Source organism: Rhizobium sp. GN54 (genome assembly GCF_021026345.1).
In the GTDB taxonomy this organism is placed as follows: domain Bacteria; phylum Pseudomonadota; class Alphaproteobacteria; order Rhizobiales; family Rhizobiaceae; genus Mycoplana.
Genome location: NZ_JAJNCZ010000001.1, coordinates 620,571 through 645,635, shown reverse-complemented (window position 1 = coordinate 645,635; position 25,065 = coordinate 620,571). Strand labels below are relative to the sequence as shown.

Below are 25,065 nucleotides of genomic sequence, written 5' to 3'. Positions count from 1 at the left end.
GCCTTGCGGCGGGTGCGGCCGTTCCTGTATGGCTAGGGCATGATCTCCGCCGCCGACCTCCAAGCCGCCGAACTGGCCGCCCTGCTCGCGTTCCACGCCGATGCCGGTGTCGAATGGCTGCTCGAGGACCGGCCCGTCGACCGCATTGCCGAGTTCGAGGCGATGCGGGCCGCCCATGCCGCCCGGCAGGGACAACGACAGGACCAGGGCGGCGGCGACGCGACCGCCCGGAGCGCGGAAGGGCGGCAGGCGCCTTCCGGTACCGCCGGCACGCGCAACGCCGCACGGGCCGCGCCGCGGGAGATCGCGGCCCCCGCGGTAGCCATGCCCGACGGGCAGGCCGTGGCCGAGGCCTCCGCTGCGGCAGCCGGGGCTGCGACGCTCGACGAGCTCAGGGCGGCGATGGAGCGCTTCGGCGGCTGCAACCTGAAGAACAGCGCCCGCGGGCTGGTCTTTGCGCAAGGCAACCCGCAGCCCCCGATCATGGTGATCGGGCCGATGCCCAATGCGGACGACGACCGCGAGGGGCTCCCCTTCTCCGGCCGTCAGGGCGCGATGCTGGATCGCATGCTCGCCGGCATCGGCCTTGTTCGCACCGATGTGCTGCTGTCCAACGTCATCCCCTGGCGCCCGCCGGGCAATCGCGTGCCCTCGGCGCCGGAGAGCGACATCTGCCGCCCCTTCATCGAACGCCAGATCGCGCTGGCGGCGCCGAATCACCTGCTCATTCTCGGCAATTTCGCCGCTCGGTTCTTCTTCGGCGGCACGCAAACCATCCATCAGATGCGCGGTGAGTGGCGGCAGGTGGAGATCGGCGGGCGAAAAATTGCCGCACTGGCGACGCTGCACCCGCAGGATCTCGTCGCCGCACCGGTCAGCAAGCGCCTCGCCTGGCAGGACCTGCTTGCGTTTCGCGCAGGGCTGGCGGGCACTGTCGAGCGAATCGACTGATCTTTCAATCATTAATTTCAATAGGTTAATCGACATTCGCCATTACAGGCGAACGCGACCGGCGCGCTTGTTGTCGAAATCGCTGCCTTCTTCATGAACAGAATATTACGCGAGCCATGCGATCTGCGCATATCAGCGGGGCGTAATGTCGCATTGCAAGTCTGATGCTGCGCTGCAATATTAGCCACGGGAGGACAGATTAAGGATATTCGATCATGACCGCCCGCCTTCGCCCCATCCATTCGAGCTTCGAGACGCTGCGCCATGCCGCCTACCGTCCGGCTGATGGCTTCGGTGGCCTGCGCACTTTGGCCAACGAGCAGATGACCGCTTCCGGCTATGCTCGCATCAACCGCCCTGCAAACATTTACGCCGAGTTCGTGCAGCGCTGATAGCGCGCTTGCGTTCATCCGGCCCCTGCAGGACCGAAGTGCCGTTCCAAGACCGGGAAGAAACCGAATGCACCGTTTCCGCAAGCTGATTTCCGACCTGCATGACATCCGCGCGGCGGTCAACGCCGCGCGCGAGTACAACGTGCTGGCTTCCCTTCCCCGCGGCGCCGCGCAGCGGAGCGACCAGTTGAAGGCGTTCCTGCCGAACTGAGCGGCCTGGCGGGCGTTCGCCCGCAGGGCCGTTGCCCCGTCGCGGCCCGCAGCCGCGCCACTCCCTCCTTTATACCGCCCCCGTTCTTTGCGCCAATCGCTGTCGCAATGGACACCGCAAGCGGACTTCGTTAGAGGCACAGTCCTTGACGTCCCGCGCGCCATTTCGGCCGTGCGCGGCATCTCCGGAATCCTGTCATGCTGGCGAGTCTCGTCCCCTTTGTGAGCCTGCTGCTCTCGACGCTTCTGATGATGGTGGCGTTCGGCCTGCAGAGCTACGTCATCCCGGTGCGGGCGGTCGCCGAAGGCTGGTCGACACAGACGATCACCTGGATCGCGACGGGCTACACGCTCGGCTTCACCTCGTCGTGCATCGTCACCCCGAAGTTCATCCTCGCCGTCGGCCATGTGCGCGTGTTCGTGGCGCTGGTGACGCTGCTCTCGATCGCGATCCTGCTCTGCTCGGTGATGGTCGACTGGCGCGCCTGGATCCTGTTCCGCACCATTTCCGGCTTCGCGATCGCCGGCAGCTACCTGATCATCGAGAGCTGGCTGAACGAGCGGGTGACCAACGACAACCGCGCCGGCGTGTTCTCGCTCTACGTCATGACGACGATGATCGGCAGCGTCGCGGGGCAATATCTGGTGCCGCTCGGCGATCCGATGAGCACGACGCTGTTCATCCTCTGCGCCATCATCTTCTCGGTCTCGCTGCTGCCGACGGCGCTGACCTCCTCGCCGCTGCCCGCGCCGCCGACCCAGGCCCGGTTCGACGTGCCGAAGCTCTATCGCCGCTCGCCCGTCGCCGTCGTCGGCGCCTTCCTCGCGGGCGCGCTGTCCGGCGCCTGGCTCAATCTCGGCGGCGTCTTCACCCAGCGCATCGGCCTGACGACGACGCAGGGCGCCACGCTGCTCTCGGCGCTGCTCGTCGGCAGCACGCTGGCGCAGATCCCGATCGGGCGGGCTTCGGACCGGATGGACCGGCGGCTCGTCATGGTCGTCTGCGGCGGCATCGGCGTCGCCGCGAGCCTCGCCATGATCGCCGTCCAGGGCAGTTCGCCGGTCCTCCTCTATCTCGTCGCCGGCCTCGTCGGCTCGGTCCTCTTCCCGATCTACGCGCTGAACGTCGCGCATGCGAACGACCTCGCCCAGCCGGACGAATATGTCGAGATCTCCTCGGGGATGATGATCACCTATGGCGTCGGCACGATCTCCGGCCCGCTGGTGGCCGGCCCGGTGATGGACCGCTTCGGCCCGACCTCGCTGTTTGCCGTCTTCACGCTCTATTTCGCCCTCTACGGCGGCTATGCCGCCTGGCGCATCATGCGGCGCGATGCCCAGACCGGCATGGTGGGCAAGACCGACTACCAGGCGATGCCGGTGCAGCCGCTCGCAGCCGAAGCGGCTGCCGCCCTGCAGGCCGATGCCGTCACCGACGAGGCAACGGACGAACTCATCGCCGACACGACCACGCCGCAGTGGACGAAGCCCTGAGGCCCTGAACGGATCGAGGCGCAGGACAGGCGCGACCGGCCTGTCACCCCTGCGGGGTCAGGTGCCGGCGCGCCGCCTTCCTGCGCAGGCCGAGCCGGTGCTCGCGGATGATGATGAAGATGCCGGCGCCGACGACGATCAGCGTGCCGACCAGCATGGTCAGCGTCGGCACGTCGTCGAACAGGAGGTAGCCGAAGCCCATGCCGAGCAGGATCGAGGTATATTCGAACGGGGCGATGGTGGAGACGTCGGCATAGCGATAGCTCGCCGTCAGCAGAAGCTGGGCGACGCCGCCGCAGAAACCCGCCAGCGCCAGCAGGAAAAGCGCCCGGCCGGAGAGATCGACCCAGCCGAACGGCAGGGTGGCGAGCGAGAAGATCGAGGCGGACAGCGAGAAGTAGAGCACGATCGTCGACGTCCTCTCCGTCTGCACCAGCCGGCGCACCAGCACCATTGCGATGGCGCCGAGCGTGGCCGAGGTGAGCACGGCGAGGGCGCCGAGCGCTTCGGCGGTGCCGACGCCGCCCTGTTCCAGGAGCGTCAGCCGCGGCCAGGTGATGACGGCGACGCCGACGAGCCCGACCAGCACCGCCGACCAGCGATAGACGCCCACCGTCTCCTTCAGGAACAGGGCCGCGATCATGACTGCGATCAGCGGCATCGCATAGCCGATCGCGATCGCCTCGGGCAGCGGCAGGTGGAGAAGGCCGTAGAAGCCGAAGCTCATCGCCAGGATGCCGACGAAGCCGCGGCCGAGATGGCCGAGCACGTTTTCCGTGCGGAAGGAGGCCACGAGTTCGCCGCGCACGGCGAGCCAGGCCATGATCGGCACCATGGCGAAGGCCGAGCGATAGAAGGTGATCTGGCCGGTGGCGATGCCTTCCCCGGCCGCCTTGATCAGCGTGGACATGCAAACGAAGATCACGACGGAGGAGACCTTGAGAAAGATCGCCTTCATCGGCTGCTGCTCGGCGAATTCCATGCGTCTGACAGTCTCTTGTTCGCGGCCCTGCAGGGCCGCAGCGCATCGGCGTCCATAGGCGGGGGAAGGATTTCGCCGATCCTATACGACGGCGGCGGGATTGGGGATCAAATTTGGTGATGTGCCCGAAAAGGTTTTGATGGGCGGGCGAATATTTGCACGCAATGGTTTTATCATACGATTTATAAACCCTTTCTCAAATATTGAGCATTAATCATAATCGAGAAATATTTGATCAATTTCACCGCACCGGCGCCCCTGCCCGCCGGCCACTTCACGAGATTGTCATGTCCGCCAGACCCGCGACTGCACAGGTACAATCACAGCTTTCAGCCACGCCCCGGACGATGCGCGCCATCGCGGAGGGAATCGGCACCGAACTCGAGCATTTCAGCGAGGAGAACAGCTCGATCGCCCGCCAGATCAAGATGCTGGCGATCAACGCCAGCATCGAGGCGGCGCGCGCCGGCGATGCCGGAAAGGGATTTGCCGTCGTCGCCTCGGAGGTCCAGCGGCTGGCCGACATCTCCAGCACGATCGCCCACCAGTTCGAACGCAACGTGCTCGGCCGCATCGCGCTCGGCCGCTCCATCTCGGAATCGCTCGTCGACCAGATGGAGGGCGTCCGGCTGGTCGACCTGGCGCAGACGCTGGTGCAGCTGATCGTGCGCAACCTGTTCGAGCGCACGGCGGACGTGCGGTGGTGGGCCACCGATCCCGCCCTGTGGCAGGCCCTGCAGGAGCCCGGGCGCAGCGCCTTCGACGCCGCGGCCGCCCGCCTGTCGGTGATCGCCAAATACTATACCGTCTACCTCGACCTCGTCATGACCGACGCCGAGGGACGGGTGGTGGCGTCGGCCAATCCCGCCTATGCCAGCTCCGTGCGGGGCGTGAACCTTGCCGACAAGGACTGGTTCCGGGCGGCTGCGGCAACGGCGAGCGGCGACGACTACGCAGTCGAACGGGTCCAGCCCAGCAACCTGCACAACGGGCGGCATGCGATCGTCTATGCCACGGGCATCCGGGAGGGCGGCCTTCCGAACGGCCGGCTGCTCGGCACGCTCGGCGTCTATTTCGACTGGCAGCAGCAGGGCCAGTCGATCGTCGAGAAGGAGGCCAGCCTGCCGCCGCACGTGGCCGAGCGGACCCATGTGATGCTGCTCGACGGCGACAACCGCGTCATCGCCTCGAACCGCCCCGCGATGGTCTTCACCAGCTTCGGCCTCAGCAATCCGAACGGCGCCATGCGCGGCAGCTACTATGCCCCCGACGGCACCATCGTCGCCTTTGCAAGGACGATCGGCTACGAGGACTATGACGGGCTCGGCTGGACCGGCGTGGTCGTCCAGCAGACCGAGAACGACGCGGAGATCCGCGCGATGCTCGCCGCGCAGAAGTAGGCCGCCCACGCGCGCGCGCCACCGCACCGGTCGATTCGGCCGGCGCCCGCCGCCGCTTGCCAGCGACGGCAACCTTCGGCACACTCCCTTCATCGATGACAGCCGTCAATTGCACAAAGGCATACGGGCGAGGCATCCGGCAATGAGATGTTAAGCCCGGACGCATATGAAGGGACCAGCCGAAGACCAATCGTCCTTTCCCCCCTTGGCTGGTTCCTCTAGAACGACACGAGGCGAAGGACACGAGCAGGACCGAACATGCGCACTGAGAACGGCCGGATCATCCATCTGGCAGACTACCGCCCGACCGATTTCGTTCTCGAACGCGTCGACCTGACCTTCGAACTCGACCCGACCAACACCAAGGTCGATGCCCGCCTGATCTTCCGCCGCCGGGAGGGCGCCGACCCGGCCGCCCCGCTCGTGCTCGACGGCGACGAGCTTTCGCTGTCCGGCCTGCTGTTCGACCAGAACGAAGTTCCCGCCAGCCAGTATGACGCCACCCCCGAGAGCCTGACGATCCGCGACCTGCCCGCGGAGACGCCGTTCGAGATCACGATCACCACCTTCATCAACCCGGAGGCCAACACCCAGCTGATGGGCCTCTACCGCACCAACGGCATCTACTGCACCCAGTGCGAGGCGGAAGGCTTCCGCCGCATCACCTATTTCCCCGACCGCCCGGACGTGCTGGCGCCCTATACGATCACCATCATCGCCGACAAGGCCACGAACCCGGTGCTGCTGTCGAACGGCAACTTCCTCGGCGGCGGCGGCTATGACGAAGGCCGCGCCTTCGCCGCCTGGTTCGATCCGCATCCGAAGCCCAGCTATCTCTTCGCGCTCGTCGCCGGCGACCTCGGCGTCGTCGAGGACACGTTCACCACCCTGTCCGGCCGCGAGGTGGCGCTGAAGATCTACGTCGAGCACGGCAAGGAGGCGCGCGTCGCTTATGCCATGGATGCGCTCAAGCGCTCGATGAAGTGGGACGAGGAGGTCTTCGGCCGCGAATACGACCTCGACATCTTCATGATCGTCGCCGTCTCCGACTTCAACATGGGCGCGATGGAGAACAAGGGGCTGAACGTCTTCAACGACAAGTACGTGCTGGCCGACCCGGAGATTGCGACCGACGCCGACTACGCCAATATCGAGGCGATCATCGCCCACGAGTATTTCCATAACTGGACGGGCAACCGCATCACCTGCCGCGACTGGTTCCAGCTGTGCCTGAAGGAAGGCCTGACCGTCTATCGCGACCACGAATTCTCCGCCGACCAGCGTTCGCGCGCGGTCAAGCGCATCGCCGAGGTGCGCCACTTGAAATCGGAGCAGTTCCCGGAGGATGCGGGCCCTCTCGCCCATCCGGTGCGCCCGACCAAGTACCGCGAGATCAACAACTTCTACACCACGACCGTCTACGAGAAGGGCTCCGAGGTGACGCGGATGATCGCGACCATCCTCGGGCCGCAGCTCTTCAAGGCCGGCATGGACCTCTATTTCGAGCGCCACGACGGCGACGCGGCGACGATCGAGGATTTCGTCAAGTGCTTCGAGGATGCGAGCGGGCGCGACCTGACGCAGTTCTCGCTCTGGTACCACCAGGCCGGCACGCCGCTCGTTTCCGTCTCCAGCGCCTTCGACCAGGCCAAGGGCGCGTTCACGCTCTCCTTCGAGCAACTGGTGCCGCCGACGCCGGGACAATCCACCAAGGAGCCGATGCACGTTCCGCTGCGCTTCGGCCTGCTTCTTCCCGACGGAACCGAGGCGAAGCCGACGGCGATCGAGGGCGCCGAGGTCACCGGCGACGTGCTGCACCTCACCGGGCGCAACCAGTCCGTCACGTTCTCGGGCATCGCCGGCCGTCCCGTCGTCACGCTCAACCGTGGCTTCTCCGCGCCGGTCAACGTGCATTTCGAGCAGGCGCCGGCCGATCTCGCCCACATCGCCCGCCACGATGCCGACCTGTTCGCCCGCTGGCAGGCATTCGGCGACATCGTGCTGCCGAACCTCGTCGAGGCGGCGCGCAAGGCTCGCGAGGGCGGCGAGATCACCGTCGATCCGCTGCTGGCCGAGACGCTGATCGCGGTTGCCGGCGACGAGACGCTGGAGCCGGCCTTCCGTGCCCAGATCCTGGCGCTGCCGAGCGAGGCGGACGTCGCCCGCGAGCATGGCAGCGACAACGATCCTGACGCGATCCGCGCCGGTCGCGAGGCCGTGCTTTCGGTCGTCGCCCACAAGGGTGCGGCGCTGTTTGCAGCGCTGTTCGACCGCAACCGCACCGAAGGCAGCTTCACCCCGGACGCCGCCAGTGCCGGCAAGCGGGCGCTGCGCAATGCCGCGCTCGGCTACCTCGCCCTTGCCGAGGGCACACCGGATCGCGCCGCAAGGGCCTTCGCCGACGCCGACAACATGACGGACCTGAGTGCCGCGCTGACCGTGCTCGCCCACCGCTTCCCCGAGGCGCAGGAGACCGGGGCGGCCCTCGAGAGCTTCCGCGCCCGCTTTGCCGAAAACCCGCTGGTGATCGACAAGTGGTTCGCGGTCCAGGCGACGATCCCCGGCCGTGGCGCGCTTGCCCGCGTCGAGCGACTGATGGAGAGCCCGCTCTACAACGGCAACAACCCGAACCGGGTGCGTGCGCTGGTCGGCACCTTCGCCTTCTCCAACCCCACCGGCTTCAACCGCCCCGACGGCGAGGGCTATCGCTTCCTCGCCTCGCGGATCCTCGAGATCGATCCGAAGAACCCGCAGCTCGCGGCCCGCATCCTCACATCGATGCGCTCCTGGCGCGCGCTCGAGGAGGTTCGCGCCGAGCATGCGCTCAACGCGTTGCGGCGCATCGCTGCGGCGGACAAGCTCTCGGCCGACGTCTCCGACATCGTCGAGCGGATGCTGAACGGCTGAGAACGCAGCCTTTTGCCCCCTCCGGCGGCGGCGCGTCGCCGGACTACAACTTCCCACCGATGAGAACTGGTTAAGAAGTCGTTACCTTTTCCTCTGGACAAGGCGAATCGCGAATGATTCATTAGCTTAGATTCGGACGGCGGCGTTTTCGAATCACCAGAAGAAACAGGATATTGAATATGGCGGACGCGCAGCGGGGACGCGCAGCCGAGGGGCGGATTCGTCTCAAATTTCCGGGTGTGGCGCCCTGGAACCAGGACCTGGCAGGGCATGCCAGGATCTTTGCCGGGCCGGCCTCGTTCCGCTCGTCGCGCGCAGAGCCCGTCCTGAAGCGTTCGATCCCGATCCTGATCATCGCGTTCCTCCTCGTCGTCGGCATCTCGCGCCTGACCGGGCTCATGCTCGAGCACCAGCGCATGGATGCGGGCATGCGCGACGGCACCACGCTGATGGCGGCGGCCATATCCATGCTCGTCGCCGCCGACGACGGCCGCCTGATGGCCGAGGGACAGCGCGCCGGGATGGAGCGGGCGCTGTCGGAATTCCTGCCGCAGGACCGGCTTCCCGAAGGCGCGCTCGTGCTGTTCGTGCAGAAGGGCGGCCGGGTATTCGCCGCATCGCTTTCCGGGGCGTCCTTCGTCGGCATGTCGGTGGCGCGGATCGCGCCGGACGTGGCCGCGTCGCACTATTTCGGCGATCCCGCCGGCATCATCCGCGCCCGGATCGGCGACCTCGAGCACTACGTCTCGATCGTCAGCGGGCCTGCGGACGGCGCCTATGCGCTGGTGGCGAGCCCGATCGGCGCGGTCGACGAAATGTGGCGCAGCGAACTGTCGCTGAACGTCACGCTGTTTGCCGGCATTTCTGCCATCCTCGGCATCATCCTCTACGCCTATTTCCTGCAGGCGAAGCGATCGCGCGACGCCGATGCGATCTTCGCCGAATCCAACCTGCGGGTGGAGACGGCGCTGGCGCGCGGACGCTGCGGCCTGTGGGACTTCGACCTTTCCGGCCGGCGCCTGTTCTGGTCGCGCTCGATGTACGAGATGCTCGGCATGACCCCGCGCGAGGACTATCTCTCCTTCGGCGATGCCGCCCGGCTGATGCATCCCGACGACGACGGCATCTACCAGGTCGCCCGCGCCATCGCCAAGGGCGAGGCCCGCCAGGTCGACCAGGTGTTCCGCATGCGCCATGCCGAGGGCCACTATGTCTGGCTGCGCGCCCGCGCCCAGCTGATCCGCATGGGCTCCGGCCGCACGCACATGATCGGCATCGCCATGGACGTGACCGAGCAGCACAAGCTGGCGCAGCGCTACCACGAGGCCGACCAGCGGCTGGCGGTCGCGATCGAATGCACCTCGGAGATCTTCGTCCTCTGGGACAAGGACGATCGCCTCGTCATGTGCAACGCCCACTACCAGCAGGCCTACGGGCTGCCGGACGAGGTGCTCGTGCCGGGCACCGAGCGGCTGGTGGTGCTGGCCGCGGCCGCCCGGCCGGTGATCGCCCGGCGCATCGCCGACAGCGGCGGCAACACCGGTTCGCAGACGACGGAAGTGCAGCTCGCCGACGAGCGCTGGCTGCAGGTCAACGAGCGGCGCACGCGCGACGGCGGCCTCGTCTCGGTCGGCACGGACATCACCATGATCAAGCGCCACCAGGCCCGCCTGCGCGACTCCGAACGCCGGCTCGTGGCGACGATCGGCGACCTGTCGGCCTCGCGCGCGACGCTGGAAAAGCAGAAGGCCGAGCTTTCCATCGCCAACGCCAACTACCAGGCGGAGAAGGAGCGCGCCGAGGCCGCCAACCGTGCCAAGTCGGAATTCCTCGCCAACATGTCGCACGAGCTGCGCACGCCGCTGAACGCCATCCTCGGCTTCTCGGAGATCCTGCAGAACCAGATGTTCGGCCCGCTCGGCTCGGACAAGTACGACGAATACGCCCGCGACATCCACGAGAGCGGCCAGCACCTCCTGAACGTCATCACCGACATCCTCGACATGTCCAAGATCGAGGCCGGGCACATGCGCATCAGCTGCGACGCGATCGATCTCGCACCGCTGATCGAGGAGACATTGCGGCTGACGGCGATCTCGGCGAAGCAGAAGGACATCCGCGTCGACCAGCAGGTGTCATCGGGACTGTCGCTGATCGCCGACCGCCGCGCGATGAAGCAGATCCTGCTGAACCTGCTGTCGAACGCCATGAAGTTCACCAACAGCGGCGGCCAGGTGCATGTGCGGGCGAAGAAGCGGGGCGGCGCGGTGACGCTGACGATCGCCGACAGCGGCATCGGCATCCCCAGGGCGGCGTTAGCCAAGATCGGCCAGCCGTTCGAGCAGGTGCAGAGCCAGTATGCCAAGAGCAAGGGCGGCTCGGGCCTCGGCCTTGCAATCTCCCGCTCCCTGACCCGGCTGCACGGCGGCAGCATGCGGATCTGCTCCCAGGAGGGCAAGGGCACCGTCATCTCCGTCCGCATCCCGGCCGCCGACGACGTCGTGCTCCCCTGCCGCCAGGCGGGCTGAGGCTCGGGAGAGCGATCAGACCGCCGGCGTCTTGCTGCCTGAAGGATCAGTTCGCGACGATGGCCTGGAAGATGCGGCGCACGGCCTTGGAAAGCCGGCGCAGTTCCGCCTCCAGCGTCTTCAGGTCCGGGCAGTCGCCCGCCCGGCAGACGAGGTCGACCAGGCCTGCCGGCGCTTCCTTCGGGTCGAACGGCCCGTCGATGCACAGCCGCACGATCTGGGAGATCTCGGAATAGACCCGCAGCGCCTGCTGGACCGTGTCGAGGTCGTTCTCGTCCATCTGCCCGCGTGCGACGACCGAAAGCGCTTCGGCGGTCGGCAGCGCCTGCTCCGGCAATGCCACGCCCCGCGCCGGCGCCACCAGCGCCAGGAACTGGGCGATGAACTCGATGTCGATCAGGCCGCCGGGAATGAGCTTCAGGTCCCAGATGTCGCGCGGCGGCTTCTCCTTGTCGATCAGTGCCCGCATCTCCGCGACATCCTTCGCGATCGTGGCGACGTCGCAGCTCCGCCCGAGCACGCCTGCGATGGTGGAGCGGGTCTCGGTGGCAAGGTTGTCATCGCCGCAGACGACGCGGGCGCGGGTGAGCGCCATGTGCTCCCACGTCCAGGCCTCCTCCTGCTGGTACTTCGCAAACGAGGTGATGCGGGTCGCGACCGGCCCCTTGTTGCCGGAGGGGCGAAGGCGCATGTCGACCTCGTAGAGCACCCCTTCGGCGGTCGGTGCGGACAGCGCCGCGATCAGCCGCTGCGTCATGCGGGCGAAGTAGCGCGTCGCGTCGAGCGGCCGGGGACCGTCCGATTCCACCGAGGCTGCGCCGTCATAGTCGTAGAGCAGGATCAGGTCGACGTCCGAACCGGCCGTCAGCTCGAAGCTGCCGAGCTTGCCCATGCCGAGGACCGCCACGCGCCCGCCCGGAAACGTTCCGTGCGCCGCCTCGATCTCGCGCTTCACCGCGCCGAGGGCCGCCTCGATGATCAGGTCGGCGACATGGGTGAAGGCGCGGGCGGCCTGGGCGCCGCCGATCGCGCCCGTCAGCAGCCGGATGCCGATCAGGAAGCGCTGCTCGGCGGCAATGATGCGCAGCCGGTCCAGCACCTCCTCGTAGTGACGCGCGCCTCCGACGAAGCCCTCGATCCGCTCGGCCAGATAGGCGCGGGTGGGAAGCTCGGCGAGGAGGCGCGGATCGAGCATGCCGTCGAAGACGTGCGGCCGGCCGGCGATGATCTCCGCCAGTCGCGGCGCGGACGACATGATGTTGACGATCAGCGAGAGCAGCCGCGGATTGTTGCCGAGCAGCGAGAACAGCTGGATGCCCGCCGGCAAGCCGGAGATAAACTGGTCGAAGCGCAGCAGCGCCTCGTCGGCGCGCTTGCTCTCGCCGAACACCTTCAGCAGTTCCGGCGTCAGTTCCGTCAGCCGCTCGCGCGCCTCCACCGATTGGGTGGCGCGGTAGCGGCCGTAATGCCAGGTGCGGATCGTCTGCGAGATCGTCTCCGGCCGCCGGAAGCCGAGCGTGCGCAGCGTCTCCAGCGTGTCCGGATCGTCGCGCTGGCCGGTGAAGACGAGATTGCCGCCCTCCGTCGAGAGCTTCGCCTCCTGCTCGAACAGCGCGCCGTAGCGCCGCTCCACCGTCTTCAGCACCTCGACCAGTGCTGCGGAAAATCCGGCCGTATCGGCAAAGCCCATCATGAAGGCGATCCGCCTCAGGTCCGGCTCCGTCTCCGGCAAAAGGTGCGTCTGCTCGTCGCGCACCATCTGGATCCGGTGCTCGATGTCGCGCAGGAACCAGTAGGCCTCCGTCAGTTCGTCGCAGGTCGTCTCGTCGATCCAGCCGGCGCGGACGAGTTCGTGCAGCATCGGCTCGGTGGCGCGCAGCCGCAGGGCGGGCATCCGGCCGCCGGCGATCAATTGCTGGGTCTGCACGAAGAACTCGATCTCGCGGATGCCGCCGCGGCCGAGCTTGATGTTGTGCCCCTTCACCGCGATCTCGCCATGCCCCTTGTGCACGTGGATCTGGCGCTTGATCGAATGAATGTCGGCGATCGCCGCATAGTCGAGGTATTTGCGGAAGACGAAGGGGACGAGTTCGCGCAGGAAGCGGTCGCCGGCCGGCACGTCGCCGGCAATCGCCTTGGCCTTGATGAAGGCGGCGCGCTCCCAGTTCTGGCCGCGGCTCTCATAGTAGAGCAGCGCACTGTCGACGGTGATCGCAAGCGGCGTCGCCCCCGGATCGGGCCTGAGCCGCAGGTCGGTGCGGAAGACGTAGCCGTCGGCGGTCCGCTCCTGCATGATCCGGATCAGCCGGCGCACCAGCCGGGCGAAGGTCTCCGTCGCCTCACTCCCGTCGCGCGCGATTTCGGCCTGCGGATCGAAGAAGACGACGAGGTCGATGTCGGACGAATAGTTGAGCTCGCCCGCGCCCAGCTTGCCCATGCCGAGCACGATCAGGCCCGAGCCCTCCCCCGGCCGGGCAGCGTCCTTGAGGGCCAGCTTGCCGGCCGACTGCCCGGCAAGGAGCAGATGGTCGATCGCCGCCTGGACGGCGGCTTCGGCGAAGTCGCTGAGGAAGGCGGTGGTCCGGCGGCCGTCGATCAGCCTGGCGAGGTCGGCGAGCGCGGTCAGGAACGACAGCTTGCGCTTGGCCTGGCGCAGCCGTGCCATCACCGCCGCCTCGGAGGCGTCCTCGTGGACGGCGGGATCCCAGGCGCGCCGCGCGTCGGCGATGACATGGCGAAGCTGCGGCACGAGCGGCGAGCCGATCGCAGCTGCCAGCAGGTCCGGCGATACGCGCGCGGTGTCGCGAAGATAGGGAGACAGGGACAGGGCGGCTATGACGAAGTCCTTCAGCGCGCCCTCGGTGGCAAGGAGGGTTGCGACGTCCGGCTGCGCGCGGGCGATGTCCTTCAGGTCGGAGAGAACAGACTTCACCTCCGTCTGGCTCAGCGGCCGGATCGGGCAGGCCTCCATCTCGCTCAGTCGCACCGTCTCGCTCATCGTCATCGCCTCCCCCGACGCGCATCCGTTCCGACGACAAGCCGTGGTCGATGCCGATCCTGCTCTAGCAGGCCGATCGCGTCTGGAAAACCGATGCCGGTGTAAAATGCGGTGAGGACCGGTTCAGGGCAGGCTGGTGCTACCGGCCGCGCCTGCGGGAAAGCGCATCGTCGCCGTCAGCCCGTGCTCCATCCCGTTCTCGCCGATGGTGGCGTCGAGCCCGAGCGTGCCGTGATGCACTTCCATCACCGCCTCGACCAGCGACAGGCCGAGACCGGTACCGGGCTTGCTGCGGCTCTTGTCGAGGCGGACGAAGCGCTTGAGCGCATCGGCGCGGTGCTCGGCGGGGATGCCGGGCCCGTTGTCGGCCACCGACACCAGTGCCGCTTCGCCCTCCCGCGCAAGCCGCACGACGATGCGCCCCTCGTCCGTCCCTTCCGCATATTTGATCGCATTGTCGAGCAGGTTGCCGAGCGCCTGGCCAATCAGTTCCCGGTTGCCGGTGACCTGCACGCCGGGCGCGATCTCGGCCTTCACCGAAAGCCCGGCATCCTCGGCCGCCGGCTCGTAGAGCTCGACGCAGTCGGCAACGATCTGGGTCAGGTCGACCGGCCCCATCTCGGCGACCGCCGAGCCCGCCTCGACGCGGGAGATCATCAGGAGCGCATTGAAGGTGCGGATCAACTGGTCGCTCTCGGCGATGATCTCCGACAGGGATTCGCGGAACTCCGCCGGCTCGGTCTTGCCGGCAAGGGCTGCTTCCGCCTTGTTGCGCAGCCTCGTCAACGGCGTCTTCAGGTCGTGGGCGATGTTGTCGGAGACCTGCCGCAGGCCCTCGTTGAGCTTTTCGATGCGGCCCAGCATGGCGTTCAGCGATTCCGACAGCCGGTCAAACTCGTCGCCGGAGCCGCCCACCGGCAGGCGTTGCGTCAGGTCGCCGTCCATGATGCGCTGGCTCGCATCCGACATGCGGTCCATGCGGCGCAGCGCGTTGCGGCCGATCAGGTACCAGATCGCCAGCGCGCCGATGCCCATGATGCCGAGCGCGACGACCAGCGACTGGCGCACCAGCCCGCGGAAGCTCTCCGGCTCGCCGAGGTCGCGGCCGACGAGGATCTTGAGGCTGTTGGGAAGCAGGAAGACCTCGGCCAGCGCCGCATGGCGCTCCGACTTGCCCTCGTCGCCGTAGCGCTCGTATCGGAACGGCGCCGTGGTCCAGCCCTCCTGGTCGAGCACGCCCGGCTGTAGCGACAGCACGTTGCCGGCCAGGATCTCGCCGGAAGGGCTGGCGATGATGTAGAGATTGGCGCCCGGCTGGCGGGCGCGGCGCTCCAGCGCCCGCAGCAGCCCGTTCATGCCGCCACGGTCGTAAACCTGCTGGATCTCGGTCGCCTCCTGCGCCACCGTCTCGCGGATCTGGTCGCGCAAGAGGCCGAGCGACATCGAAGTCACGTAGAAGACGAGAAAGGCGGCGCAGGCGGCGAAGAGGAGCAGGTAGAGCGCCGAGAGCCGGACCGCCGTGGTCCGGAACAGCGCCTTCACCCCCGAGGCCTTCTTGGGCGCGACCATGTCAGGCGGAAACCTCGTCCTTGATCATGTAGCCGGCGCCGCGCACCGTGCGCAGCAGCGGCTGGTCGAAGTCCTTCTCGATCTTGGAGCGCAGCCGCGACACATGCACGTCGATGACGTTGGTCTGCGGGTCGAAGTGATAGTCCCAGACATTCTCCAGAAGCATGGTGCGCGTCACCACCTGGCCGGCGTTCTTCATCAGATATTCCAGCAGGCGGAACTCGCGCGGCTGCAGCAGGATCTCCCTGCCGCCACGGCGCACGACATGCGCGAGCCGGTCGAGCTCGAGGTCGCCGACGCGGTAGGTCATGTCCTGGTCGGGCAAACCCTTGCGGCGGCCGAGTACCTCGACGCGGGCCAGAAGCTCGCTGAAGGCATAGGGCTTGGGCAGGTAGTCGTCGCCGCCGGCGCGCAGGCCGGTCACACGGTCGTCGACCTGGCCGAGCGCCGACAGGATCAGGGCGGGTGTGTGGATGCCCCTGGCCCGCAGCTCGGAGATCAGCGAGAGGCCGTCGCGACGCGGCAGCATGCGGTCGACGACAAGCACGTCATAGGCGTTCTCCATCGCCAGAAAGAGGCCACTGTCGCCGTCGCTGGCATGGTCGGAAACGATGCCGGCCTCGCGGAACGCCTTGGTCAGGTAGGCGGCGGCATCCAGATCGTCTTCTACAATCAGTATCTTCATGGATGAACCTTACACGTGTTGACGCGCCGTTGAACAGATCGCGACGCCAGGCGCCGCGTCAAGACGCAAGCGCCGCGAAACCTTGCGATTCCGCGGCGCACCGGATCGATCTGTGCGGGTCAGCCCTGGTCGATCGGCAGGGCAAGGAAGCGGCTTCCACTGTCGGTATCGACCTGGAACAGCGCCTTGGTGCGGCCGTCCTTGCGGGCCTGGTCGATGACCTTGGTGATGTCGTCAGCCGACTTGACTTCCTTGTTGTTGACCGAGGTGATGCGGTCGCCTTCCTTCAGGCCGCGGTCGCTCGCATCGGAGTCCGGATCGACGGCGGCGACGGTGACGCCGGTGCCGTCATCGGACGGGCTGACGGCGATGCCGAGGTCTGCGAGTTCCTCCTCGCTCGACTGCGGCTCGTCCGGCGTTGCCTGGTCCGACGAGGCGGATGCCTGCTGGTCGGCCTCGAGCTTGGCGATCTCGACCTTGACGGTCTCCGACTTGCCGTTGCGCCACAGCGAGAACTCGGTCTCGGTGCCCGGCGCGATCAGGGCGACGCGCTTTGCGAGGTCGCGCGGATCCTTGATCGGGTCGCCGTCAAGGGCCGTGATCACGTCACCCTTCTTGATGCCGGCCTTCTCGCCCGGGGATCCTGCCTGCGGCTCGACCACCAGCGCACCCTGCGCCTCGGCCAGCCCCAGCGATTCGGCGATGTCCTTGGTCACCGGCTGGATCTGCACGCCGAGCCAGCCGCGTTCGACCTTGCCGTCCTTCATCAGGTCGGCGACGACGTCCTTGGCGACGGAAGCGGGGATCGCAAACGCGATGCCGACATTGCCGCCCGACGGCGAGAAGATCGCCGTGTTGATGCCGACGACCTGGCCGTCGAGGTTGAAGGCCGGGCCGCCCGAGTTGCCGCGGTTCACGGCAGCATCGATCTGCAGGTAGTCGTCATAGGGGCCGGAGCCGATGTCGCGGCCGCGGGCGGAGATGATGCCGGCGGTCACGGTGCCGCCGAGGCCGAACGGGTTGCCGACGGCGACAACCCAGTCACCGACGCGCACCTTGTTGTCGTCTGCGAAGCTGACATAGGTGAACTTGCGGTTGTCCTTGTTGTCGATCTTCAGGACGGCGAGGTCGGTGCGGCTGTCCTTGCCGACCAGCTTGGCGTCGAGCTCGGTGCCGTCGTTCATGATGACGGTGAAGGCGGCGCCGTCGTCGACGACGTGGTTGTTGGTGACGATATAGCCGTCCTCGGAGATGATGAAGCCGGAGCCCTGCGAGGTCGGGCGCATGTGACCCCTGCGCTTGCCGTCACGGTCGCGGTCGCCGAAGCGGTGCGGGCCGCGGTCGGCGCGCGGGCCGTCCTGGCCGCCGCCGGGGCCGCCGAATTCACGGAAGAAGCGCTTGAGCGGATGATCGTCCGGCAGGTCGTCGAAGCCGCGGCCGCCGAAGTTGAAGTTGAAGCTGTTGCCGTCACCCTCGTTGGAGACCGGCTTGACGTCGGACTGGACGCGGACGGAGACGACGGCCGGGGAGACGGCGTCGACGACATCGCCGAAGCTCGCAACCTGCGGCGCGGTGACCTTGACCGGCTCGGCGAAGGACTGCACGACCTGCGCGGGAATGCCGGTCGAAAGCATCAGTGCTGCCAGACCCGCGACGGTAGAAGTCTTCAGAACCGTCTTGAGCGAAGGGCGGAGGGAAATTTGCTTGGACATCGCGGAACCTTTTCTCTTGGGAATCGACTGGAGATCGATGACCAACAGATAGGGCCGTCCACATTACCGCGCACTATCCGCGGCATGAAATTTTGGTAATGTTTGCGCGAGGCGGACGTCAGAGCGCGTCGGGATTCGTCGAATTCGCTTTGCGCTTCAAGTCCTTGTTTTCTCGCAAGTCGCTGCGACAAGACCGCGGCACGCTCTTGCGCGAGCTGCCTCAGCTTTCCCCGCCCGCACCCTTTGCCTGGCTCCCGGCGACGATCTTCTCCAGCGCCGCCTTTTCCTCCGCCGTCAGCGGCTCGCCGACCGCCTTGCCGGCGCGCCGGCGCACGAACAGCATCATCGCGATAGCTCCGCCCAGAAAGAGCACGATCGGCGCGCCCCAGAGCAGCAGCGTCTCGCCCCGCAGCCGCGGTTTCAGCAGCACGAATTCGCCGTAGCGCGAGACGACGTAGTCGATCACCGCCTCGTCGCTGTCGCCGCTGACGATGCGCTCGCGCACGAGCACGCGCAGGTCGCGGGCCAGTTCCGCGTTGGAATCGTCGATCGACTGGTTCTGGCAGACCATGCAGCGCAACTGCGCCGAAAGCGCCCGCGCGCGGGCCTCCAGCGCCGGGTCGGCCAATACCTCGTCCGGGTTGACGGCGAAGGCCGGCAGGGGCGAAAGAAGCAGGAAGAGGATCAATGCCAGCCTGGCGAATATGCCACGACGCCCCTCATCCGCCTGCCGGCACCTTCTCCCCGCAAGCGGGGAGAAGGACGATCGCGTCGCATGGGGCACGTCCCCTCTCCCCGCTTGCGGGGAGAGGGCTAGGGTGAGGGGCAAGTACCGGAACTGGAGGGGCGACCACCGCATCATTCAGCCGCCCCCAGCGCCGGAACCGGCCTTGCCTTGCGCGCACCCTGCGGCGCGCCGATGCGCAGCCGGCGGTCGCACAGCGACACGAAGCCGCCCGCCATCATGATCAGCGAACCGATCCAGATGCACAGGATCATCGGCTTCCACCAGACGCGGACGACGATGCCGCCGTCGCTCATGGCGTCGCCGAGGGAGACGTAGAGCTGGCTGAAGCCGAAGGTGCGGATGCCGGCCTCGGTCGTCGGCATGCGCCGGGCCGTGTAGAGCCGCTTGGACGACCAGACCTCGCCCTTCGAGACACCGGCGCGGGCGATGGTGAAATGGCCGCTCTCCTCGGTGAAGTTCGGCCCGCGCCCCTGGCGCATGCCGTCGAAGGTCAGCGTGTAACCCCCGGCCTCAACGCTCGCGCCCGGCTTCATCTCGACCACGTGCTCGGTCTCGAAGGCGGTGACGGCGACGATGCCGATCACGGTGACGCCGACGCCGAAATGGGCAAGTGCAGTACCGAAGGCCGAGCCCGGCAGCCCGAACAGGCGCCGGCGCGCCACGCCTGCCGTCACCTTGCCGACGCCGGACCGCAGCGCCAGGTCGGTCACCGCGCCGGCCAGCATGTAGAAGCCGATCGCAAGGCCGAAATAGGCGAGCACCGGCCCGCCGCCCTGTGACCACTGCGCGATCGCCGCGAGAAAGAGCCCGATGCCGACGGCCGCGAACAGCCGCTGGCCCGCGGCCAGCAGATCGCCGCGCTTCCAGGCGAGCAGAGGGCCGAACGGCACCGCCAGCAGCAGCGGCAGCATCAGGAGGCCGAAGGTCAGGTTGAAGAAGGGGGCACCGACCGAGATCTTCTCGCCCGTCAGCGCCTCCAGCACCAGCGGATAGAGCGTGCCGGTCAGGACGGTCGCGGCCGCCGTCGTCAGGATCAGGTTGTTGAAGACGAGCGCGCCCTCGCGCGAGATCGGCGCGAACAGGCCGCCGGCCTTCAGCGTCGGCGCACGCAGGGCGAAGAGCGACAGCGCGCCGCCGATGAAGATGATGAGGATCGTCAGGATGAACACGCCGCGGGTCGGGTCGGTCGCAAAGGCGTGCACGGAGGTGAGCACGCCCGAGCGGACGAGGAAGGTGCCGAGCAGCGACAGCGAAAACGTCAGGATCGACAGCAGCACGGTCCAGATCTTCAGCGCCTCGCGCTTCTCCATCACCAGCGCGGAGTGCAAAAGGGCTGTGCCGGCGAGCCAGGGCATGAAGGAGGCGTTCTCGACCGGGTCCCAGAACCACCAGCCGCCCCAGCCGAGTTCATAATAGGCCCAGTAGGAGCCCATGGCGATACCGGCGGTCAAAAAGCTCCAGGCCATCAACGCCCAGGGCCGCACCCAGCGCGCCCAGGCGGCGTCGATCCGCCCGTCGATCAGCGCCGCGATGGCAAAGGAGAAGCAGACGGAGAAGCCGACATAGCCGAGGTAGAGCAGCGGCGGATGGATCGCGAGCCCGACGTCCTGCAGGATCGGGTTGAGGTCCTGCCCCTCGCCCGGCGCCGGGTCGAGCCGCAGGAAGGGATTGGAGGTCAGGAGGATGAACAGGCCGAAGGCGGTGGTGATCCAGCCCTGCACGGCGAGAACGTTCGCCCGCAGCCGTTCCGGCAGGTTGCCGCCGAAGGTCGCCACCAGTGCGCTGAAGAAGGTCAGGATGAGCAGCCAGAGCATCATCGAGCCTTCATGGTTCCCCCAGACGCCGGAGATCTTGTAGATCATCGGCTTCATCGAATGGGAGTTCTGCCAGACGTTGGCGACCGAGAAATCCGAGGTCACGTAGGCGAAGGTGAGGATGGCGAAGGAAAAGGCGGTCAGCAGAAAACCCGTGACCGCCGCCGACGGCGCCACCGCCATCAGGGCGGGATCGTTGCGGACCGTGCCGGCCAGCGGCAGCAGCGACTGGACGATCGATGTCGCCAGCAGCAGGACCAGGGCGTAGTGTCCGATTTCGATGATCAACGGATCGTCTCCTTGCCTCCGAGCGTCACGCCCTGCGCCTCCAGCCGGTCGGCCACGTCCTTCGGCATGTAGGTCTCGTCGTGCTTGGCAAGCACGGTGTCGGCCACGAAGACCGGGTTTCCGGCCGTGAAGGCGCCCTCGGCGACCACCCCCTGCCCCTCGCGGAACAGGTCCGGCAGGATGCCGGTATAGGTCACCGGAACCGTGCCGATCGTGTCTGTGACCACGAAGGTCACCGTCGAGCCCGAGCCGCGCTCGACCGAGCCTGTCTCGACGAGACCGCCCAGCCGGATCCGGGTGCCCGGCGGAACCTCGGTCTTCTGCAGGTCGCCGGGAACGTAGAAATAGGCGATCGACTGGCTGAAGGCGAACATGACGAGCAGCACTGCCGCAACCAGAAAGCCCACGCCCCCGCCGATGACTGCCAACCGTTTCTGCTTGCGTGTCATTGTCCGTCACCCCCGGCCGTTATCCGAAGCTCGCCCGCCAGCGCCAGCAGCTGCCTGCCATTGTCGCTCTCGGGCGGAAAGCTCTTCAGAGCCAGCGCTAGCGCCTCTTCGGCGGCCCGTCTTTGATCCAGCACCACATAGGAGCGGATGATGCGCATCCAGCCCTCGAAATTGTCGGGATTCTCCTTCAGCCGCGCAGCCAGGCTGTCGACCATGCCTTCGATCATCTGCTGGCGGCCCTGCGCATCCATCTCGCCGGCCGCGGCCACGTCTTCCTCGGTCGGGCCGCCCGGCGCGTCGTTTTCCGCCCGGGCGGGATCCTGTCCCGCCCCCTGCCCGGCGGCATTGCCCCCGAGCGAGGCGATATGGCGGTTGACCAGCGGCAGCCAGGGCGCCTCGGCCGGCGAATCCTTCGCCAGCGCTTCGAAGGCGCCGCGCGCCTCGGCCCGCTTGCCTTCCTGCTCCAGCGCCAGCGCCAGGTAGAAGCGCGTGCGCGGGTTTTGCGCGTCCAGCGCCAGCGATTGCTCCAGCGCCTCGCGGGCATCCTCGGTGACGACGCCGTCCGCCAGCGCGATCAGCGTCTCGGCATGGCCGTCGAGTCGCTCCGTCGAACCGCCCAGGATCCGGATCGCCTGGCTGTAGGCGTTCGCGGCGTCCTCCAGCCGGCCGTTGCGGGCGTAGATCGGCGCCAGCAGTTCCCAGCCGGCCCCGTCGTCGGGATTTTCGGCCAGGTGCCGTTCGGCCTTGGCGAGCAGGATGTTGAGGTCGTTGCCGGGGGCGGCAAGCCGCGCCGCCAGCGGTTGCGCGGGAAGTTCCGGCCGGCCCTGCAGCAAGTAAAGACAGAGCCCGATCGCCGGCAGGAGCACGACGACGACGACCTGCGCCAGCCGGTTGCGGCGCCGTTCCGATGCCGGGGACGCGGCCGCCTCGGGCGCCGCCTGTCCGTGGCCGCTGGCGGCGATCAGGCGGCGTGCGATCTCCGCGCGCGCGAGTTCCGCCTCGGCCCGGCCGATCAGGCCGGCCGCCTCGTCGCGCTGCAACTCGTCCAGCTGATCGCGATAGACCTCGGCATCGTGCGCCTCGGCACTATCGGCGTCCCGGCCCGCCCGCAACAGCGGCAGGAGCAGAACGATGGCGACCGCAGCGGTCAGGACGGCGACAAGGATCCAGAAGAGCATGGCGTTCAATTAATGGAACGCCGGCCCTTTTCCAATTGCAAAAGCCTTTCTGACGGAGATTTGAGGCGTTTCGCCGCATTCCGCCTCCCGGGCCACGCTCAGCTGGCCTTTCGGGCGGCGTCCGCCGTTCAGCTCAGCGGCGTCCAGGTTCCCGCAGAGGTGCGGCAGGCTGCGCCGCGGCTGACCGTCTCCCGACCGCCTACCGTTACCGTATGCTTGTATTGCCGGCAGTTCTGCGAACCCACCTGGTAGGGGGCGGCCGCGACGACCGAGCCCTGCACGCCGCGGCCCTGCCAGACCACGGGCTGGCCGCCGGGGGCGGCCTCGAGCGCGCGATATTCGGCCTCGAGCGCGCGCTGGCGGTCGGCGGCGGAAAGCGTCACCCCCGAAGCGCGCGAGACGAGCCCGCCGTCGAGCGCGGAGATATAGGATTCCGAGGATACGGCCGCCCCCGCGGAGGCATTGGCCATGGTGACGGTACGCCCCGATGTCGTGCTGCAGCCTGCAAGCCCGAGCGAAGCGACGACTACCGGAATGGTTACGACACGAGACTTTCTGTACATCCGGTCTGTCTGATTCATTTCAGGCCTTTTCCCGAGACTACCCGCTCATTCATCGAGCGCGGCGGACGACGTTGCATCGCCGGCACCTATCTTGCACTGTCTTCGGTATCAAGCAACATCCTTTGCGACAGCCGGCAGCGTCAATCGCGCGAGCAGTCCGCCGAGGGGGCCGCGCGCCAGCGTCAGCGTCCCCTGATACTCCGAGGTGATCTCGCGGACGATCGAAAGACCGAGCCCGGTGCCGGGCTTGCTCTCGTCCAGCCGTCGCCCGCGCTTCAGCGCTTCCTGGATCTGGTCGGGCTCGAGCCCCGGGCCGTTGTCTTCCACTTCGAGCAGCACCCAGCGGCGGCGCTGCACGTCGGCGCCGTCCGTCGCGTCGGGGGCCGGCATCGCGCGGATGGCCACGGTGTCGCGGGCATAGCGCGCGGCGTTCTCCAGAAGGTTGCCGACGACCTCCTCGAGATCCTGCTGCTCCATCGCCACCATCAGGTCCTCCGGCTCGATCGAGAGAGGAAAATCGATGTCGGCGTTCAGCCGCCGCATCACGCGCGCCAGCCGCTGCAGCACCGGCGCCGCCTCGGTGCGCGCCAGCACCGATTCGCGCTGGGCGGCGATGCGGGCGCGGTTGAGATAGGACTGCACCTGGCTCTGCATCGCCTCGGCCTGCGTTCGCACCAGTTCGCCGTGCGACGGCTGCAGCACGCGCGCCTCGTTCAGGAGCACGGCGATCGGTGTCTTGAGGGAGTGAGCGAGATTGCCGACCTGCATGCGCGCCCGCTCGATGATGCGGCGGTTGCTGTCGATCAGCGCGTTGACCTCGCTGGCCAGCGGCTGGATCTCCCGCGGGAAGGCGCCGCTCAGCTGCTCGGCCTGGCCGGCGCGGATCTGCTCCAGCGCCTTGCGCACGTGGTCGAGCGGCTTCAGGCCGATCAGGATGGCGATCGCGTTCAGGCAAAGGCTGCCGAAACCGAAGCCGGCCAGCGCCAGGTAGAGATTGCGGGAAAAGGCCCGGATGTCGTCTTCCAGCACGTTGCGGTTGCCGGCGATGCGAAAGCGCGCCGTGCGCCCGTCCTGGTCGAGCACCACCTCGGTCTCGACCACCTCGACCCGGTTTCCGAAGGTGTCCTCGGTCGTATAGTAGCGCTCGTAGCGCGTATCGAAGGGGATGGTCTCGGTGTCGGGGATCGGGATGCTGCCGTAGCCGAGCGAGGTCGAGGACATCGGCTCGGAGGGGAAGTTGTCGCCGATCGGCTCGACGATCCAGTACCAGCCCGTCTGCGGCTGCGAAAAGCGCAGGTCGCCGAGCTGCGGGCTGCCGGTCAGCTGGAAGCTCTCGTCGGTGGAGACGGAGTTGATGACGTTGTAGAGCTGGGCGCGCAGGAGGTCGCGGAAGGCGCCCTCGGCGCTGCGCCGGTAGAGCGTCGAGATCACAAGCGCGATCACCACCAGCGCCACCGCCGACCACAGCGAGGCGAGCAGGAGCACGCGGAAGGTGAGCGACCGCGCGCCCGCCTGCGCTCTAGCGGCCATCGCCGGGCGCTTGCATGCGGTAGCCGAGGCCGCGCACGGTCTCGATCAGGTCGACGCCGATCTTCTTGCGAAGCCGGCCGACAAAAACTTCGATGGTGTTGCTGTCGCGGTCGAAATCCTGGTCGTACATGTGCTCCACCAGTTCCGTGCGCGAGACCACCTGGCCCATATGGTGCATGAGGTAGGAAAGCAGGCGGTACTCGTGCGAGGTCAGCTTGAGCGCCACGCCGTTGACCGTCGCCTTCGAGCCCTTGGTATCGAGCCGGACCGGACCGCAGACGATCTCGGAGCTCGCATGGCCGGCGGCGCGCCGGATCAGTGCGCGGATCCGCGCCAGTACTTCCTCGACATGGAAGGGCTTGGCCACGTAGTCGTCGGCGCCCGCGTCGATGCCGGCGACCTTGTCGCTCCAGCGGTCGCGTGCCGTCAAGAGCAGCACCGGCATGCGCTTGCCGTCCGCCCGCCATTTCTCAAGGACGGTGATGCCGTCCATCTCCGGCAGGCCGATATCGAGGATCACCGCATCATAGGGTTCGGCATCGCCGAGATAGTGCCCCTCCTCGCCGTCATGGGCCTGGTCGACCACATAGCCGGCCTCCTTCAGCGCCTCGGCAAGCTGCCGGTTGAGGTTTTCGTCGTCCTCGACAACGAGAATGCGCATCTGTCG

Annotated in this window: 19 protein-coding genes; 7 read left to right on the top strand and 12 right to left on the bottom strand. The window is 67.4% G+C overall.

What is annotated here, in order from left to right:
* Window positions 1-39 precede the first annotated feature (39 nt).
* From LQK81_RS03070 to LQK81_RS03055, 4 genes are all read left to right on the top strand, one after another.
* Complete coding sequence (locus LQK81_RS03070) at window positions 40-951, top strand: uracil-DNA glycosylase (protein WP_230803272.1); 912 nt, start codon at window positions 40-42, stop codon at window positions 949-951.
* A 215-nt stretch (window positions 952-1,166) separates the two neighbouring features.
* The gene (locus LQK81_RS03065) at window positions 1,167-1,343 is read left to right on the top strand and encodes a hypothetical protein (protein WP_230803271.1); all 177 of its coding nucleotides are present in this window, start codon (window positions 1,167-1,169) and stop codon (window positions 1,341-1,343) included.
* A 67-nt stretch (window positions 1,344-1,410) separates the two neighbouring features.
* Window positions 1,411-1,554, top strand: a complete 144-nt coding sequence (locus tag LQK81_RS03060) for a hypothetical protein (RefSeq protein ID WP_230803270.1) — start codon at window positions 1,411-1,413, stop codon at window positions 1,552-1,554.
* A gap of 197 nt (window positions 1,555-1,751) precedes the next feature.
* Window positions 1,752-3,047, top strand: coding sequence for an MFS transporter (locus LQK81_RS03055; RefSeq protein ID WP_230803269.1), 1,296 nt, complete (start codon window positions 1,752-1,754; stop codon window positions 3,045-3,047).
* A gap of 43 nt (window positions 3,048-3,090) precedes the next feature.
* On the opposite strand, the gene LQK81_RS03050 is transcribed toward LQK81_RS03055, so the two are convergent.
* Window positions 3,091-4,029, bottom strand: coding sequence for a DMT family transporter (locus LQK81_RS03050; protein WP_230803267.1), 939 nt, complete (start codon window positions 4,027-4,029; stop codon window positions 3,091-3,093).
* Between the two features lie 287 nt (window positions 4,030-4,316).
* Here LQK81_RS03050 and LQK81_RS03045 point away from each other — a divergent pair, with 287 nt between their 5' ends.
* From LQK81_RS03045 to LQK81_RS03035, 3 genes are all read left to right on the top strand, one after another.
* Window positions 4,317-5,429 (top strand): methyl-accepting chemotaxis protein, encoded by a 1,113-nt coding sequence (locus LQK81_RS03045; protein ID WP_230803265.1) that lies wholly within the window; start codon window positions 4,317-4,319, stop codon window positions 5,427-5,429.
* A 258-nt stretch (window positions 5,430-5,687) separates the two neighbouring features.
* Window positions 5,688-8,336: an aminopeptidase N gene (gene pepN / locus LQK81_RS03040; RefSeq protein ID WP_230803263.1), complete on the top strand. Its 2,649-nt coding sequence runs from the start codon at window positions 5,688-5,690 to the stop codon at window positions 8,334-8,336.
* A 170-nt stretch (window positions 8,337-8,506) separates the two neighbouring features.
* Entirely contained in the window at window positions 8,507-10,864 is a 2,358-nt protein-coding gene (locus tag LQK81_RS03035) for a PAS domain-containing sensor histidine kinase (RefSeq protein WP_230804405.1), read from the top strand.
* 46 nt (window positions 10,865-10,910) lie between these two features.
* Here LQK81_RS03035 and LQK81_RS03030 read toward each other — a convergent pair whose 3' ends face one another.
* The 11 genes from LQK81_RS03030 to feuP form a co-directional block, all read right to left on the bottom strand.
* Window positions 10,911-13,862, bottom strand: coding sequence for a bifunctional [glutamine synthetase] adenylyltransferase/[glutamine synthetase]-adenylyl-L-tyrosine phosphorylase (locus tag LQK81_RS03030; RefSeq protein ID WP_230803261.1), 2,952 nt, complete (start codon window positions 13,860-13,862; stop codon window positions 10,911-10,913).
* A 123-nt stretch (window positions 13,863-13,985) separates the two neighbouring features.
* Window positions 13,986-15,431, bottom strand: coding sequence for a sensor histidine kinase (locus tag LQK81_RS03025; protein ID WP_230803259.1), 1,446 nt, complete (start codon window positions 15,429-15,431; stop codon window positions 13,986-13,988).
* Window position 15,432: 1 nt separating this feature from the next.
* Window positions 15,433-16,116 carry a response regulator transcription factor gene (locus LQK81_RS03020; RefSeq protein WP_230803257.1) on the bottom strand — a complete coding sequence of 228 codons (684 nt, stop codon included), beginning with the start codon at window positions 16,114-16,116 and terminating at the stop codon, window positions 15,433-15,435.
* Window positions 16,117-16,235: 119 nt separating this feature from the next.
* Window positions 16,236-17,828 carry a Do family serine endopeptidase gene (locus tag LQK81_RS03015; protein ID WP_230803255.1) on the bottom strand — a complete coding sequence of 531 codons (1,593 nt, stop codon included), beginning with the start codon at window positions 17,826-17,828 and terminating at the stop codon, window positions 16,236-16,238.
* 220 nt (window positions 17,829-18,048) lie between these two features.
* A complete protein-coding gene (locus tag LQK81_RS03010; RefSeq protein ID WP_230804403.1) occupies window positions 18,049-18,534 on the bottom strand; it encodes a cytochrome c-type biogenesis protein in 486 nt (161 codons plus the stop codon).
* Window positions 18,535-18,686: 152 nt separating this feature from the next.
* A complete protein-coding gene (locus tag LQK81_RS03005) occupies window positions 18,687-20,678 on the bottom strand; it encodes a heme lyase CcmF/NrfE family subunit (protein WP_230803244.1) in 1,992 nt (663 codons plus the stop codon).
* Window positions 20,675-21,127 carry a cytochrome c maturation protein CcmE gene (ccmE, locus tag LQK81_RS03000; RefSeq protein ID WP_230803242.1) on the bottom strand — a complete coding sequence of 151 codons (453 nt, stop codon included), beginning with the start codon at window positions 21,125-21,127 and terminating at the stop codon, window positions 20,675-20,677. The genes LQK81_RS03005 and ccmE overlap by 4 nt, the downstream gene beginning before the upstream one ends.
* A complete protein-coding gene (gene ccmI, locus LQK81_RS02995) occupies window positions 21,124-22,305 on the bottom strand; it encodes a c-type cytochrome biogenesis protein CcmI (RefSeq protein ID WP_230804402.1) in 1,182 nt (393 codons plus the stop codon). The genes ccmE and ccmI overlap by 4 nt, the downstream gene beginning before the upstream one ends.
* Before the next feature lie 128 nt (window positions 22,306-22,433).
* Window positions 22,434-22,886 (bottom strand): hypothetical protein, encoded by a 453-nt coding sequence (locus LQK81_RS02990; protein WP_230803240.1) that lies wholly within the window; start codon window positions 22,884-22,886, stop codon window positions 22,434-22,436.
* Between the two features lie 90 nt (window positions 22,887-22,976).
* On the bottom strand, window positions 22,977-24,398 hold the full coding sequence (locus tag LQK81_RS02985) for an ATP-binding protein (protein ID WP_230803238.1): 1,422 nt from the start codon (window positions 24,396-24,398) through the stop codon (window positions 22,977-22,979).
* Entirely contained in the window at window positions 24,388-25,059 is a 672-nt protein-coding gene (gene feuP / locus LQK81_RS02980) for a two-component system response regulator FeuP (protein ID WP_230803237.1), read from the bottom strand. The genes LQK81_RS02985 and feuP overlap by 11 nt, the downstream gene beginning before the upstream one ends.
* Between the last annotated feature and the right edge of the window lie 6 nt (window positions 25,060-25,065).